Here is a 16,758-nt window from a genome sequence, read left to right on the forward strand (position 1 = left end):
TCTTTAATTCAATCATGTTCAATCTGACAATATGACTTGTCAGTAAATTCAAACATACTGACTTGCCGCAATCAATTGCTGAGTATATTCAGTTTTTGGGTTTGAAAATAATGCTGTTGTACTTTGAAACTCTACGACCTGTGCATGACGCAAAACCAAAATTTTTTGACACAGTGCTTTCACCACATGTAAATCATGACTAATAAACAAGTAACTAATCTGATGCTCCTGCTGTAAACGTCTGAGTAATTGAACAATAGCACGCTGAGTAGTACGGTCTAATGCTGAAGTTGGCTCATCCAAAATCAGCAGTTTTGGTTTCAATACCAAAGCTCTTGCCAGTACTACACGCTGACGTTGACCACCCGATAATTCATGTGGATAACGCATTCTAAAAGAATGCGGCAATTCGACCTTTTCTAAAGCTTCATCAATTCGTTGAGATATTTCAAGACCAGAAAGTGAATGCAAACCTAAACCCTCACCGATGGTTTGCTCTACATTGAGCCGTGGATTTAAGCTGCTAAATGGATCTTGAAAGACCATCTGAAATTCGGCACGTAATGGGCGTAATTGCTTTTCAGTGCATTGGTTTAAGTCAGTGGACAATAATACAATCTTACCGTCACTTTTGATTAAACGTGAAATGGCCAAAGCCAGTGAAGTTTTACCTGAACCACTTTCCCCCACAATTCCGATCGATTCGCCATGCGCCAATTCTAAATTTAAAGGCTCAACGGCAACAAAATAGTCTTTCACCCGATTTAACCATCCTTCTTTAATCGGGAACTTAACGCCTACTTGATGTAGCGTCAGCAAATTTGACTGCTCTGCAATCTGTATAGCTTCGCCAAAATCATGATTGAGTAAATTTCGGGTATAGGCCTGTTTGGGTGCTGTAAAAATATCATGAACTTTACCCTGTTCTTCAACTTTTCCTTGCTTCATCACCACCACTTGATCTGCATAGCGATGAACTAAATTCAAATCATGGCTAATCAGAATAATCGCCATATTTCGGCTGCGTTGTAATGATTTTAATAACTCTAAAATTTGTGCTTGTAAGGTTACATCGAGTGCCGTTGTCGGTTCATCTGCGATCAAAATATCGGGATCAAGTGCCAACGCCATCGCAATCATGACACGCTGCCGTTGCCCACCCGAAAGCTCATGCGGATAACGACGTAATTTATCTTGCGGCTCTGCGATTCCAACATCCTTGAGCAGTTCTATAACGCGTGCTTGGGTCTTTTTTTTAGACCAACCTTGCAGCAATAAAGTTTCACCAATCATCTTTTCAACCCGATGTAATGGATTTAAAGCAGTCATCGGTTCTTGAAAAATCATGGCAATTTTATGACCGCGAATTTGTCTCAGTTGCTCAGGTTGAAGTCGCAATACATCTTGTTGCCCCAAGTAAACTTGACCATCAACCTCTAAATTTTTCGGTAAAAGCCCAAGTAAAGCCAAACTACTAATTGACTTTCCAGAGCCGCTCTCACCTACAATTGCAATGGTTTCCCCTGAATGTAAGTCAAAACTAAGATCTTCAACCAATTCCTGTTGTTGATGCCGAATTTTTAAATGTTTGACCGACAATACGATGTCTGAATTACTGACGTCTTGGATCGAATGCATCGCGTGTCGCCTCCCCAATATAAATCAATAAAGATAAAACAATGGCCAAGCTAAAAAAGCCTGAGAGTGCTAACCATGGTGCATTTAAATTGGATTTCCCTTGAAGCAAAAGTTCACCCAGTGATGCAGCATCAGGAGGTAAGCCATAGCCCAAAAAGTCCAATGCCGTCAGTGCAGTGATATTGGCGGTCAGCATAAAAGGGAGTTGCGATAAACTCGAGCTCATCGCATTGGGTAGAATATGACGAAACATAATGGTGCGATCTGTCACTCCTAAACTACGTGCTGCACGTACATAATCCAGATTTCGTGCCTTCAAAAATTCGGCACGTACCAGTCCAACTAAGGTGGTCCAGCCAAAAAATAGCATAATCAAAAATAACCAGTACACACTTGGAGTAAACATGCTAACCAGAATCATGACCATAAATAAGGTTGGCAAACCTCCCCACACTTCCAATATGCGCTGACCAATTAGGTCGACCCAACCACCGTAATAGCCCTGTATTGCTCCGACGATAATCCCCAAAAGAGCGGAAGCAAAAGTTAAAGCAAAACCAAAAAGCAGCGAGACCCGTAAACCATAAAGAATACGTGCTAACACGTCACGACCTTGATCATCTGTGCCAAGCCAATTTTGTGCAGTCGGCGCAGAAGGTACAGGAACTGCCAATTCTAAATTTGGAGTTTGATAAGAATATGGAATCAACGGCCAAACAGCCCAACCTTTATCATTAATCAGCTGTTGTACGACAGGATCTTTATAGTCTGCTTCAGTTTCAAATATTCCACCGAACGCAGTTTCTGGATAAGATTTAAAAACAGGAACATATAATGTATTTTCATATTTAACCAACAGCGGTTTATCGTTCGCAATCAGCTCAGATGCCAGTGATAATATTAAAATGATGCTAAATAAAATAAGACAACCAAAGCCAAATTTATTGTCTTTAAATCGTTGTAGACGCGCATGTATTAAAGGTGACATTATTCAGCACCTCTTGAATCAAAATTAATACGCGGATCAATCACTTGATATAAAACATCACTGATTAAGCGTAAGATTAAGCCCATCAAGGTAAATAAAAACAATGTACCAAAAATGACCGGATAATCTCGTTGTTGAATCGCTTCAAAACCCAGCAAACCCAAACCATCTAAATTAAAGATGATTTCAATAAACAAGTTTCCGACAAAGAAAATACCAATCAAAGCCTCAGGCAATCCTGCAATCACAATCAACATGGCATTACGAAACACATGTCCATATAACACACGCGATTCCGTTAAACCTTTGGAACGAGCCGCCAAAACATATTGCTTACTCAGCTCTTCCATAAAAGAATATTTGGTCAAATAGGTCAGTCCCGCAAATCCACCAATCACCATTGCAATTAAGGGGAGAGTCATATGCCAAAAATAATCTTTAATTTTATCTAACCAACTTAAACTCTGAAAGTTGTCCGAGACCAGACCTTGCAGTGGAAACCACTGGAAATAGGAACCACCAGCAAAAAATACAATCAATAAAACTGCAAAAATAAAAGCTGGAACGGCATATCCTATTGCCAATAACATTGAAGTTGATTTATCAAAAAACATGCCATGTTGACGTGCTTTTTTAATCCCCAAAGGAATAGACACCAAATAAATCAGCAGAGTACTCCAGAGGCCTAAAGACAAGGAAACGGGCATTTTTTCCCAAAGCAATTGTGTAACAGGTTTGTCTTTAAAAAAACTGGTACCAAAATCAAAACTCGCATAGCTTTTCAGCATATTCCAAAAACGTGTCGGTGCAGGTTCATCAAAGCCATATTGCGCTTTAATTTTTGCCACCATTTCTTCACTTAAACCTTTGGCGCCCTCATAATGACTTTGAGTCGACGCAGTTTCACCACCTGTTGCCCCAATACCCTGAAAAGCTTCGGCTTGTTGAATGGCTTGTTCGACTGGACCACCGGGTGCAATTTGAACCACGATAAAGTTAATCAATAAAATGAAAAACAGCGTCGGAATAATCAGCAGTAGTCTTTTTAATATATATAGGCCCATCGAAACAATATTCCTTGTGTCTGGGTAATTGCTTATTGTTTTCTTAAATATTGGTTTACTTTTTTGGCTTGTGCGGCATCGCTCCACCAGTAATCAATTCCCGCTGAGAGCTTGGGTTTCACTTTCGGTTGATGATACATATTCCAATATGCAAACCAGTTTTCACCTTTACCATAAGTTGGAATTTGATAATAGCCTGCACGTAATAAACGATCGAGAACTTGTGTTCGCAATACCAGTTGCTCCCGATTAGGTGCTTGAATAATTTGCTCAATCAGCGTATCAATGACAGGATTTTTTATCCCTGAATAATTATAATTTCCAGGTTGATCTGCCGATGCACTGCCCCAAAATTGCGCTTGTTCATTGCCCGGATTCAAGGATTGCGGCATCACACTAGTCGTCATATCGAAATCTTTACTTCGCATTCGTTCAATATATTGGGGTACATCAACATGACGAATACTCACTTGTACACCTAAGCGTTTCATATTGCGTATAAACGGCATGAGTGTACGTTGCAATCCATCTTGATGAATCAAAAATTCAATACGAATCGGTTTGCCTTTAGTATCCAGTAATTGACCATTTTTAACCCGATAGCCTGCTTGAAGCAACTGCTGCCGTGCCATGAGTAAATGTGCTCGATTAAAACCACTGGCATCCGAAACAGAATATTGCCATTTTTTCAATACACCTTGACGTTGAATGGGGCTTAATCGGGTCAAATGTGGTTTCAAAATCGCCATTTCAGCCTGACTTGGAATTCCTTTCGCTTCTAGTTCACTGTTCGAAAAATAGCTTTGTAAGCGTTGATATTGCCCATAAAAAAGGGCTTTATTTTGCCATTCAAAGTCATAGGCATTACTAATGGCCTGACGAAATTGAATGTCATCAAAAGGGGCACGCCGAGTATTAAATACAAAACTTTGTGTTGGAATGGGATTTTGATGCTGAAACTTATATTTCACCACCATTCCTGCTTTTACCGCAGGAAAATCATATTCGGTCACCCATTTACGTGCAGTAAATTCTTCATGCAGCGTATATTGCCCAGATTTGAACCCTTCAAATGCAATATCGAGATTACGATAGTAAACATACTTCAAGCGTTCAAAATTATAACGCCCTTTATTCACAGGTAAATCTTTGCCCCAATAATTTGGATTACGTTTATAGGTAATACTTCGACCTGCATCAATCCGATCAATTAAATATGGACCAGAACCTAAAATAGGTTGCATGGTGACACGAGTAAAATCTTTGCCTTGCCAATCTTTAGCGGAATAAATAGGCAAAGATGACAAAATCAGTGGCATTTCCGCGTTATTTTCCGACTTGAAACTCATTTTGACTGCATATTTGGACAGTACTTCAGTTGTATCCAAGTCTGCCAAATACATTTGTAAACCCGGATTGGATTTGGTTTGATAAGCATCAAAACTAAATTTTACATCTTGTGCAGTGACTGCACTTCCATCACTAAAACGTGCTTTCGGATTTAAATGAAAAATGACATAACGTGTTTTATCAGGATCGAAGGTTGCCTTCTCTGCCAGTAATGGATACATCACACCGGGTTCATCCAGCGAATTGGCCATCAGTGAATCAAATAGATGATCAATTCCTTCAGTTGAACTCCCTTTACCATTCATGCTATTTAAATTGTCAAAAGTGCCATTGCTAGCTTGACTTAAATAACCGCCTTTAGGCGCATGAATATTGGCATAAGGCATGACCGATAAAGCAGCATATTTAGGCTGACTATGGATCGCAATATAAGGTGTCGTTTGCACAGCAGCATTGAGCGCTTGGCTTAAAAAAACCAGCCCACCTATAAATGCGCGCCCTTTTAAGATAGCAAACGACATTCTTCCCTACTCCCTGTCTTTACAGCGTTATAAATTTGGGACTTTAATGATTGCACCAATACGCAATTGAGTATTCGGCTGCATCGCATTCATTTCAGCCAATTTGGCCGTATCCAAACCATAACGGTTTGCCAACCCAATAAGAGTATCACCACGTTGAATTTTGTATTCAGTCACCACTTTTGGAATCGTAATCTGTTGTCCCACTCGCAGTCCTGAACGTGCATTTAGATCGTTGAGTTCGGCCAATTCTGCCACCGATATTCCTACTCGATTGGCAATCACATTGAGAGACTCACCCGATTTCACAGTATAAGAATCTGTATTTTTCGAATTTTTTGAGGTTTTGGCCGTTTTTACTTCTGACTTGGTCTCTGCTTGATCCGCTTCACCTTCAACTTTTAAACGCTGTCCAACACGTACATTTGCAGTGCGAGATAAATCATTTAACTCGGCAAGATAATTCAACTGTAAATGATATTTTTTGGCAATACTGCTGAGTGTTTCACCCGATTTAACCAAATGAATATCACTATTTTTTTGTGTATTGGATTTTTCAACATTAGCATCTGTACGAGTTGATGCTGTTTCTTCCCCTGTCAGTTTGAGACGTTGCCCTACCCGTAAACCTGTAGTACGACTGATACCATTCAGATTCGCAATATAGTCCATACCCACATTATATTTAGCAGATATAACAGATAGACTGTCTCCTGACTGGACTGTATACGTCTCTGGAACAGTTGATCCTGCTGGAATTTTAATCACCTGCCCCAAACGTAAACCACCAGTATTCGAAATTTTATTTAACTCAGCCAACTCCGTTAACGAAATTTTTGATTGCAAGGCGATACTGGTTAACGTATCACCCCGCTGTACTTGATAATTTTCAACTTTATAAGTCGGTTCAACACTCACATTGTCTATTTTAGAGCTAATTTTTTCATTGGACTGATTGTCCGATTTAGACTCGATAGCTTGAAGAGGAACATTAATTTTTTGTCCCATTAGAAGGCTACTGCTCGAAGTTAAACCTGTGGTTAAATCGGCCAACTCTTGATTTGACAAAGCATAACGCTCCGCAATCAATTTTAAATACTCACCACGTTTTACTACATACGGTTTAGTCTTGATTTTAGACACAGCATTAGAACGCGCCACTTGCGTGTCTGAGTTACTAGGTGAAGTTTGAACAGTTTCCTTTAAATTGAGTTTTTGCCCTAAACGTAAACCACTGTTGAGCGATAAATTATTGTAATCGGCCAATTGTTTCACCGAAAGCCCAAACTGACTTGCCACCCCTGTCAAGTTATCATTTGCCTGCACCACATAGCTTTCAGCTTTTGATTTTACAGGAGTAGATGCCTCTGTATTTTGCGGTTTTGCGTCATATAAATAAATACTGGTTCCCACAAACAAAGGAGATTTCGGATCAATCTGATTCCACTTTGCTACATCACGCCAGTTCAAACCATTCTTCATTGCAATCACGGCTAAAGTATCACCCGGTAACACTGTATAGGTACTGCGTTTACCTTTAGGAGGACTGACCACGACTTCTGAATCAGTTCTAACGTAATTTTTACCTTGGTTCCGTTTGGCTTCTTCAGAATCGGCACGGGTATTTTCAGCTACTCCTTTTGGATATGCAAATCCTCTGGTTAACTCTTTACCTTGTTGTTCTGCAATCGACTGACTGGTCTGAATAGCAGTTAATTTAATTTTACCGTCAAATGGATCAACAATTTCTGTACCTTGAGGTGCTAGTGCTTTTAGCTCCTCCACCACCTTTTCTTGTTCTGCTTTACTGGCGACGGGCTGTAAAACTTGTTCTACCGTTTTATTTTCGCCTTCCGCTTTTACAGCAGCCAAAATTTGTTCCCGTTCAGCCGCAGACAATGCAGGTTCTACCGATATAGGTTTCACATTTGCAACTTGATTCACGGCAACAGGAATACGTGGCGCACTAGGAATATCACTATTCGCAGCAAAAGAAGCTAAAGCTGCCGAACCTTGAGGGGTTGATTTAGATTTTGATGCTGCTGCAAGTACTGGATTAGACGCTATAGGTGTCTTTGAAGCAGTTGTAACTACAGTAGTATTTGACTGCAATGCAGGGGGAGCTGTTTTAGCAGGTGTAATCTGTTGTGTATTTAAAGTGGGAGGATTAGATTTTTCAGGCGTAAATGGTTTAGCTGTGTTGGCCCATAAACCGCCAGAATTTGGTGATAATTTTTTAATTCGTGCATCGATTGATGGACTTAAATCGGCAGGAATAATAATCCGCATTGGGCTTTGGCTATCAATTTGATCTCCTCGATGTCCCGGATTCAACTGATACAATTCAGCGCGACTTAAACCCGTGATTGAAGCAATTTCATTTAAATTGACTGGTCCAACAGCAATTTCTCTAAAATGTGGACGATTGGCAATCGGGGGTAGTGACACACCATAAGCATTTGGATTTTTAATAATTTGTGCAACTGCTAAAAAACGTGGTACATAATTCATCGTTTCTTGAGGCAGTTTAAGTGACCAGTAATCCGTCGGTAAACCCGCTGCTTTGTTGCGGTTAATCGCCTGTTGAATACGTCCTGGACCCGCATTATAGGCAGCCAATGCCAATTCCCATGAACCAAACTGATTGTATAAACTTCCTAAAAACTCATAGGCGGCACGCGTTGATTCCACTACATCACGACGACCATCATACAAACTGGTTTGCTTTAAACCATAGATACGTCCTGTACTTGGAATAAACTGCCACATCCCTGCTGCGGCAGCGCTACTGGTCGCGGCAGGATCGTAAGAGCTTTCAATAATGGGTAACAATGCCAGTTCAGTCGGTAAACCACGACGTTCTGCCTCTTTAACGGTGTGATAAAGATAGCGAGACGCACGAGCACTTAAACGATCTAAATAGGGTTGACGCGAAATAAACCAACCACGCTGCGCTTCAATACGCGAATCCCAATGGGTTTGATCCATTTTAAAACCCACCGTCATGCGTTTCCACACATCACCGTGTTTTAAAATTAATAGACGATCACCCTCTACCGCACGCATATCTGTTGCGGAAAGTAAATCTTCCAATGAGTCCAAACTATTCGCATCTAAATAGCCTGAACCAACCATGTTCGATTTTGAACTTTGGGTTGCACTTTGGCTCGAAGAACAGCCAGTCAGACCCAAAGCAGCAAGCGCTGACCCCAAGACAGTTATTTTAAAAAAATGAGGAAATGAAGGCTGCAACAAAATCGCGGTTGGTTTATACATAAAAGATATCCAAACAACTCGTATAAAATTTATTTTTTAGAACTGACATTGTAGTGAAGCATGTGACAGACACAAGGCAATAATTTAATGCTATTTCAGTATATATGTTACAAGAAATTAAAAAATAATCAGGTTATGCAATACGACAGTGTAATTGCGTTATACAATACAGTCTTTAGTACATTCAAATTAATTCTCTTTTTACTGCTTCGGATTTGGTTTTATGGCTCAAACAATCACTCTTTATGTCGATGGCGCTTGTCGGGGGAATCCTGGTTTAGGCGGTTGGGGTGCTTATATTATTACTGAATCGGAAGAGCATAAAATTTTTGGTGGTGAACCTGATACCACCAACAATCGGATGGAACTCACTGCTGCGATTGAAGGCGTTAAGTTTTGCCCAACCGATGCCAAACTTATTATCTGGACAGATTCTAATTATGTTAAACAAGGGATAACTGAATGGATTCATGGCTGGAAAAAGAAAAATTGGAAAGATGTTAAAAACCCCGATCTTTGGAAACTGTTGGATGCAACCTGCCAAGGTCGTGAAATTGAATGGAACTGGATTAAAGGACATGCAGGTCATGCAGGCAATGAAATGGCCGATCAACTGGCCAACCTTGGTGCAGACCAAACTTTAGCCTCAATGAAAAATCTCGCATTGAAAGCAGAAAAAAGTTTAGATGATAAAAAAAAAGATGAAAAAGATTGGCTTCTCGATGACCCATTCGGCTTCGACTTAATGGAATCTAATGAACAGGATGAAAGTGAAGTTTTAGATGGAATGGAGTCAGCACGTATTGAAAATGAAAATTTCTCCACTGAAACGAATAATCAAGCCAGCACCTTAGCCCCTGTTGCTGTGCCTGAATCAAGCACAACACACCCACACATTGTGATCACCCCTCGAACAAAACAGGTTTATGGACCAAGACAACTTATTCTAGATACTGAAACCACAGGTTTTTATTTTCAGGACAGCGATCGGATTGTCGAAGTTGGCGCCATTGAAATGGTGAATCGTAAACTTACTGGTAGCTCGATTCATATTTATGTTAATCCACAAAAACCAGTGGGTGACTCTGAAAATATTCATGGTATTTCAGATGCTTTTTTAAAAGATAAACCCGTATATGCAGAAATTGCGGAGGTTCTTTTTGAGTATTTAAAGGGTGCCGAGATTATTGCGCATAATGCCACCTTCGACATGAACTTTTTAAACATGGAATTTAAGCGCGCTGGATTTTCGCGCTTATCAGAGGTCTGCGAAGTGACCGACACCTTGGCCATGGCAAAAAATAAGCATCCAGGGCAAAAAAACTCGCTTGATGCCTTAGTGCGTCGCTATGAAATTCCTCAACGAGATCGTACCTTCCATGGTGCCTTACTCGATGCTGAAATTTTAGCTGATGTTTATTTAGCCATGACAGGTGGTCAAGTTTCATTCGATATGGATAGCTTGAGTGAAAGTGAGCAACGTGACGCTCAAAATGCACGTGAAAACCTGCCTATTTTAAAGCTTCCTGTTATTTATCCTTCTGAACAAGAACTTGAAGAACATGAGATGTGGGTCAAACAATTTGAAGAAAAACATGGAACAGCTTGTCTTTTTACAAAATAAAATCTACATTTTTAGAGGTTTTTTGTATTTAAACATTTAGCAGTTACGCTATAGTTAGACATAAAGAAATTTCGCCCTTAATTGGCTGCTCATAATCAGATAAAACACTAGGAAAGGTGCAGATCAATGTCTTACCAAACCTCTATTCATTTTGACCCGACTGCATTGCTGATAATAAAAAATGAGGTTGATAACTCAATTAAATTAGTCGAATCAGCGGTAAGTAGCTTAGCAGAAGACCAAGTTTTACCTTTTGGTATTGATGATGCACTCAATCAGTTTGAGCAATGCGCACATGTTCTTGCCCTGATTGATATGCCGAATTTGGCTAAAATCGCTGAGTATTCTGCCGAGTTAATGCGTAAAATCATGCAACACCCGACGCAAATCAATACTCAAGAAGTGGTTGCCTTAAGTGAAGGTACCACTATGCTAAAGCGTTATATTGAGTTTATTTGTCTACGCGAAGTACAAATTCCACAATTCTTACTTGATACACTCAATCGTCTAGAAATGGCTTTGGATAAACCGCTTACCTCAGAAGGTCAGCATATTGAAGCCTTACTAGATTTTCTAAGCCCTGATTTTCAATTACCTGTAGCACCCACATTAGAAAAATCTGAGTATGTTCATCGTTTATATAAATTATCTTTGAATAAATTGCTCAAACAACAAGAAACTGAATTTGATATTCAAGCAATTAAACTGGTCGGTGCATATTTAGCAGGTTTGTCTAACACTACAATCAGCAAGCAATATTGGGGACTGGTTCATGTTGCATTCAATCAAATTGATCAATTACTGCTAAATGATCCACGTTTACGTACACTGATTAGTATTGAAAGAAATATGGCACACTATTTCAATGCACCTGAGCGTTTTAATGCCACGATGAGCGATTTGGCCAACATTTTAAGTTTATGTATCAGTCAGGAAGATAACCTAGCTCAACAGATTCGCAGTCAACTTAATATCGCTGAAGATCACCTTACCGATACCCAATTACAAGTGTTTAGCCGTCATTTATATGGCCCAGACTTTGATACCATCCATACCATTAGTGAACTTGTAACCACAGAAATGCATCAAGTACGTAATGATATCGAATTTAACTATCAAAATATGTCGCCTGAAAAAACTCAAGAGCTACAAGATAAACTCACCAATCTAGCCAATATTTTCAAAGTGCTGAACCTAAATGAAGCACATCACGACTTATCGCGTCAGGCAAGCCTATTAAGTAATACTGAAGTACTTAAAAATGAAAATTTTGCACAACAATTAATGAATTGTATTTTATCTGCAATGAATTCAATTGGAATATTAGAGCGCCATTACACATCAAGCCGTTTACAACTGCGTGTAAATAACATGAATATTTCTTTAGATCGTTTGGATGAGGCACATGTTGCTTTACTCAACGAAACTAAAGCAGTGATTGAGCTTTGTAGCCAAAATTTAGTTCATTATTTACAAGATAAAGATTTAGCACTGTTGCAAAACACCCCAACTCAACTCTGTGAAATTGCAGGCGCAATAATATTCTTAAATGCAGAAACTGGGTATATTGCTATTCAGACAGCAGCTAAATTTATTCAGCAGCAATCTGAAAGCTCAACGAATATTGAACCTGAACAGATTAATCAAATACTCGATACATTAGCCAGTGCCGACATGATGATTGACAATTTAAAATACAAACAACCTGTATTACAAGCCATGTTTAATGTAGCATTGAAAAGTAGTGAAAACCTGAAAAAAATAGTGGCCTAATGTCTGAATTATCACTTGCTTATATTTTCCATCAACAACAACTTTTAGTGGATCACCATTTTCAACTACCTCGAGTTGAAAGTTTAGCAAGTGACCTTCAAATGAATACGGGTGATCGAGTGATTGCCCGTGATCTGCTCGAAGATGAGCCTATTCCTACAGGATTACAATTGGTTCCCATACGACAGCTATTAACGCTTTGGAACACGCAACAATTCGAACATGCCAGTCGTGCTATTCAGCTTTTAGAATGGCGTAAAAATCATAAATTCTGTAGTCATTGTGGACATCAAACCCATATTCATCCTTCTGAATATGCCATGATTTGCCCTAGCTGCCGTTATCATCAATATCCTCGTGTGCAACCTTGTGTGATTACTATTATTACTCGTGGCAATGATGAAATATTACTGGCTAAAAATGCAAAAAATAAAACCAACATGTATGGCTTGATTGCAGGTTTTGTCGAAGTGGGTGAAACGCTAGAAGAAGCTGTGCGCCGGGAAACTTTAGAAGAAGTGGGATTAAAAGTAAAAAATATTCAATATTTGGCCAGTCAACCGTGGCCTTTCCCGAGCAATTTAATGCTGGCTTTTCGTGCAGAGTATGCTTCTGGGGAAATTGAGCTTCAAGAAGAAGAAATTAGCGATGCAGAATTTTTTAAATTTGATCAACTGCCTGAAATTCCATTCAAAGGCAGTATCGCCTATGCCATGATTAAACATGTCATCGAAGGCACACCCGTCGCTGACGATACTCAAAAATGGTTATAAATTAATTATCTAGTGCTTCATTTAATACATGTAAAATCTGTTTTTTAGTTTGAAAGTAACGACTAAAAAGGCTTGAAACCGATCCTAGAATCGAAATATGCCCTGTTCTAGGAATGCTAATCATTTGACTATGATTGCCTTTTTTCTTCAAAATATGATCAAAATCAATTGCATTCGTTTTCGCTACAACCTGATCATTGGATGCTGTAAACAGATAGTGCTTGATCTTATTAGGTTCAACAAAATAATAAGGCATCACATGCTGATAAGAGACCGACTGATCAAATGCATCTCCACATAAAGGATCATCCTTATAATCAAAATGATAGGGCCCACATAAACCGACCACAGCACGGATTTTTTCACGGGATTTTAAACTGTAAGGCTGCGGATGATACAGCGCAGACATGATATTAAATGCCCCTGCGGAATGCCCCATCAAAATAATCTGTTCAGCCTGAATCTTTAATTTCAATTGATGCTGGGTTAAATAATTCAGTGCTAGACTCAAATCATCAATATAACTGGGAAAAATATATTCTGGTGCAAGATTATAATTGATAATCGCAACGTCATATCCTTCCTTGGCAAAAGCCTCACCAACAAAGCGATAGTCTTTTTTATCTCCATGTAGCCATGCACCGCCATGAACAAAGACGATCAATGGCCGTTGTGAGCGCGGCCTAGCGCTAAAAAAAATATCGAGACGTTGTCTGGCTTTTAAACCGTAAGCGATATTCTTGTGTAGCGTATATCCTGTGCGTGGAGTTAAACGGTTTAAGGCATAACTACCAAAATCGTAAAGGCGAAAATCCTGACAAGCTGACTTCGCCCTTACGATTTTTTGATTTAAACTATATTTTACAGATTGGGCCATCTTACTGAGCATTTATAGGCTCAACTTGATCAGGATCAATCGCCACTGGTGTTTGCTCAGTCGGTTGTGCGCTTACCAGTGGGCTACTAAAGCTTGACGTCAGGCTGCGTGATTGTTCAACATTATCAATCAGAGTAATAATTTTGGTCACATTTCCAACCTGTGCCAACACCTGATTCAGATCAGTAATTTCGGCATTATTCAAACGCCCCATCACATATAAAATACCATCTTCAGTATGAATACGTACTTTACTGTCTGAAACCACAGTCGCCTTCATAATCAAGCCACGCGTATTTGCAGTGACCGTAGTGTCTTGCATAATCGTGCTATAACCAATCTGATTGCCCACGGTAATGTAATTATGTACAGTTTTGACATCCGTCATAGCCCGCACGTTATCTTCAGCCAACTGTTTTAAATGGGCATCAGGTACTTGTCCTGTCAGTAAAACATTTCCATGAAAACTTTCAATATTTACACGAGCTTGTTTGAAACGCGCATCCAATTTATATAAATTTATTTTAGCAGTCCGTTCTATCGAAGAATCAATAAAGACTTGTCCAAGTGAACGAACACCACTTTCTGTACCTACTGGTGATGACCCTGTGCCACTCGAGATGAAACTCGCACAACCAGATAAACTTGCTACACACAGTAACGTCATTGCAATACGGTTAAACACTCAGCAAGACTCCTCATCTCTAATTTGAATTTGGTTTTATTTCAGTATTTGTGCTCTGATTTTGTTCAAAGATTAATAAACTCTTGATCAAAAGTAAAAGCATTTTCAATCCATTGTTGATCATAAGGGAATTTAGAAAAATCATGCTGTATCTTTTTTGCAAATTGTTGAAAAAAATCAAAACAAATCACATCAAAACGACAATAAAATGCGGAAAAACGGGGTTCATTCTCTAAAAAACACAATTCCGATTTCATAATTTTCTTTTGTTTTGAAAGCGAAATCGTTTCATACGATTGTGCATATCGAGTGCTTGATCGCGCTTTTACTTCAACAAAAATAATCTCTTGATCTTTTTGCACAATGAGATCAATTTCACCATAACGACAATGATAATTCGCTACAATTAAGCTAAATCCTTGAGTTTGTAAAAAACTTAATGCTTGTTTCTCTGCCCATTGGCCTAAATTAAGATATATCCGTATAGCATCTGACATTGCGAATTACTCACATTTTTTATTAATTTTTTTATTAAATTTCATCTAAGCTAACTCACGCCATAAGTCACACATGCTTTGATTTGGGCTTTATAGCAACTGATTTTTTTGATTTTATACACAAATAATAAAAAATCTTGTTATTTCCATTTTATCGGACTTAACCCATTAAACAACTAACGCTTTGATCTAAATTTACAGTTTTAACTACAATTTTGAAAGTTAATGCTGAATAAGCACTCATGCAACTGACGTCAACCCTAAATCAAGCTTATGCCCTGCCCCTAAATTCAGGTAAAATGACCCAGCTTTCAGTTTGTGTAACCTAATTCCACAAACCAGTAACTATTTTTAGTATTTAGATTTTTATGATTTTAGACTTTTTTATTTTGGAGAAACCGAATGAGTGCTCAATTATTTGTTGTAGCCACCCCAATTGGGCACTTAGATGACATTACTTATCGTGCCATCGAGGTTTTAAAATCGGTCAGTATTATTGCTGCAGAAGATACGCGCACATCTGCTCAACTCTTGAAGCATTTTAATATCTCTACACCTTTGACTGCATGTCATGAACACAATGAAAGTAATAAAATCGACCTGCTCATTCAAAGAGTGCTTAACGGCGAAAACATGGCTTTGATTAGTGATGCGGGTACTCCACTCATTAGTGATCCCGGTTTTAAACTGGTGCGTGCTGCACAACAACATGGTATTCGAGTGACTCCTGTTCCTGGTGCTTGTGCTGCAATTGCAGCACTCAGTTCTGTCGGCCTACCCAGTGACCGATTTAGTTTTGAAGGCTTTTTACCTTCTCGACAATCTCAGCGCTTAATTCAGTTAGAAAAATTAAAAGATGAAACACAGACATTAATCTTTTACGAAGCACCGCATCGTATTTTAGATTCGGTTAAAGACATGGCACAGGTTTTTGGTGCTGATCGTCCTGTAGGATTTGCAAGAGAAATCACCAAAACCTTTGAAACCATTAAAAAAATGACTTTAGCAGATTTAATTGAATGGATTGAATCTGATCATCACCAGAAAAAAGGTGAAATTGTGTTGGTCGTGGGCGGCTCCACTATAGAAAAAGATATGGAACAAGAAAAGCTAGATCAATTACTGAATCGCCTTTTACAAGATTTGTCTGTTAAAGCAGCTTCACAATTAGCAGCTGACTTAACCGGAATAAAAAAGAAAGTGGCTTATCAGCGTGCTTTAGAATTGACCCATAAAGACTAAAATAAAGAATGAAAATCAAAAAAAGCATCACAGTTGTGATGCTTTTTTTATACAAGAATATAGTTTCAACAATTGATAGATTTCAAGACATAAATATTTCGCTAAAGCCTTAATCTTGCGCAGACTCATCCGCAGGAACTTCAGTAATGCGACCACCACGAGCAAGAAATGCTGCGACTTCATCTTCTAACGCTTGACGTTGTTTTAATTTAGCCGTCACAGTGAGTGTTTCAGCTTCTGCAACATCTCCATCGGTCGGTGTGGTTTCACTTTCAGATGCACCTTTTTCAGCAGCTTTTGCTTCATCATCATCGACTGCATTTTCTTCTGCATCATCGTAATCATTCATATCTGTCATTGTTGTTTCTCCCCCACAAATGACGTTTTTCATTCCAATCTAAATTGGTTTGCAATTAGGAAGAAATTTAACAATCTCTGAGCGTTTCGCAT

At 39.0% G+C, this 16,758-nt stretch carries 13 protein-coding genes; 4 read left to right on the forward strand and 9 right to left on the reverse strand.

The window, feature by feature from the left end:
- Positions 1–48 precede the first annotated feature (48 nt).
- From H0S58_RS09125 to H0S58_RS09145, 5 genes are read right to left on the reverse strand one after another with little or no spacing between them, the layout of a single operon-like run.
- On the reverse strand, positions 49–1,638 hold the full coding sequence (locus H0S58_RS09125; protein WP_195726340.1) for an ABC transporter ATP-binding protein: 1,590 nt from the start codon (positions 1,636–1,638) through the stop codon (positions 49–51).
- A complete protein-coding gene (locus H0S58_RS09130; protein ID WP_195726341.1) occupies positions 1,613–2,626 on the reverse strand; it encodes an ABC transporter permease in 1,014 nt (337 codons plus the stop codon). The genes H0S58_RS09125 and H0S58_RS09130 overlap by 26 nt, the downstream gene beginning before the upstream one ends.
- A complete protein-coding gene (locus tag H0S58_RS09135; RefSeq protein WP_193890064.1) occupies positions 2,626–3,690 on the reverse strand; it encodes a microcin C ABC transporter permease YejB in 1,065 nt (354 codons plus the stop codon). The genes H0S58_RS09130 and H0S58_RS09135 overlap by 1 nt, the downstream gene beginning before the upstream one ends.
- 32 nt (positions 3,691–3,722) lie before the next feature.
- Positions 3,723–5,561 carry an extracellular solute-binding protein gene (locus tag H0S58_RS09140; protein ID WP_195726342.1) on the reverse strand — a complete coding sequence of 613 codons (1,839 nt, stop codon included), beginning with the start codon at positions 5,559–5,561 and terminating at the stop codon, positions 3,723–3,725.
- A 27-nt stretch (positions 5,562–5,588) separates the two neighbouring features.
- Positions 5,589–8,837: a LysM peptidoglycan-binding domain-containing protein gene (locus H0S58_RS09145; RefSeq protein ID WP_195726343.1), complete on the reverse strand. Its 3,249-nt coding sequence runs from the start codon at positions 8,835–8,837 to the stop codon at positions 5,589–5,591.
- A gap of 223 nt (positions 8,838–9,060) precedes the next feature.
- On the opposite strand from H0S58_RS09145, the gene dnaQ reads away from it, so the two are divergent.
- From dnaQ to nudC, 3 genes are all read left to right on the forward strand, one after another.
- Positions 9,061–10,461 (forward strand): DNA polymerase III subunit epsilon, encoded by a 1,401-nt coding sequence (gene dnaQ, locus H0S58_RS09150; RefSeq protein WP_195726344.1) that lies wholly within the window; start codon positions 9,061–9,063, stop codon positions 10,459–10,461.
- A gap of 126 nt (positions 10,462–10,587) precedes the next feature.
- Positions 10,588–12,234 carry a chemotaxis protein gene (locus tag H0S58_RS09155; RefSeq protein ID WP_195726345.1) on the forward strand — a complete coding sequence of 549 codons (1,647 nt, stop codon included), beginning with the start codon at positions 10,588–10,590 and terminating at the stop codon, positions 12,232–12,234.
- Positions 12,234–13,007 (forward strand): NAD(+) diphosphatase, encoded by a 774-nt coding sequence (gene nudC, locus H0S58_RS09160; RefSeq protein ID WP_092717685.1) that lies wholly within the window; start codon positions 12,234–12,236, stop codon positions 13,005–13,007. The genes H0S58_RS09155 and nudC overlap by 1 nt, the downstream gene beginning before the upstream one ends.
- A gap of 1 nt (position 13,008) precedes the next feature.
- Here the strand turns inward: nudC and H0S58_RS09165 are convergent, their stop codons facing one another.
- The 3 genes from H0S58_RS09165 to H0S58_RS09175 all read right to left on the reverse strand — a co-directional run bounded on the left by H0S58_RS09165 (position 13,009) and on the right by H0S58_RS09175 (position 15,066).
- A complete protein-coding gene (locus tag H0S58_RS09165) occupies positions 13,009–13,896 on the reverse strand; it encodes an alpha/beta hydrolase (protein ID WP_193890076.1) in 888 nt (295 codons plus the stop codon).
- Entirely contained in the window at positions 13,886–14,569 is a 684-nt protein-coding gene (locus H0S58_RS09170) for a BON domain-containing protein (RefSeq protein ID WP_053579892.1), read from the reverse strand. The genes H0S58_RS09165 and H0S58_RS09170 overlap by 11 nt, the downstream gene beginning before the upstream one ends.
- 65 nt (positions 14,570–14,634) lie before the next feature.
- Positions 14,635–15,066 (reverse strand): YraN family protein, encoded by a 432-nt coding sequence (locus H0S58_RS09175; RefSeq protein WP_195726346.1) that lies wholly within the window; start codon positions 15,064–15,066, stop codon positions 14,635–14,637.
- Between the two features lie 402 nt (positions 15,067–15,468).
- Here H0S58_RS09175 and rsmI point away from each other — a divergent pair, with 402 nt between their 5' ends.
- Entirely contained in the window at positions 15,469–16,308 is an 840-nt protein-coding gene (gene rsmI, locus H0S58_RS09180) for a 16S rRNA (cytidine(1402)-2'-O)-methyltransferase (protein WP_092717673.1), read from the forward strand.
- A gap of 109 nt (positions 16,309–16,417) precedes the next feature.
- On the opposite strand, the gene H0S58_RS09185 is transcribed toward rsmI, so the two are convergent.
- Complete coding sequence (locus tag H0S58_RS09185; protein ID WP_053579889.1) at positions 16,418–16,666, reverse strand: hypothetical protein; 249 nt, start codon at positions 16,664–16,666, stop codon at positions 16,418–16,420.
- Positions 16,667–16,758 lie beyond the last annotated feature (92 nt).

Source organism: Acinetobacter sp. TTH0-4, from assembly GCF_015602665.1.
Lineage (GTDB): Bacteria > Pseudomonadota > Gammaproteobacteria > Pseudomonadales > Moraxellaceae > Acinetobacter > Acinetobacter albensis.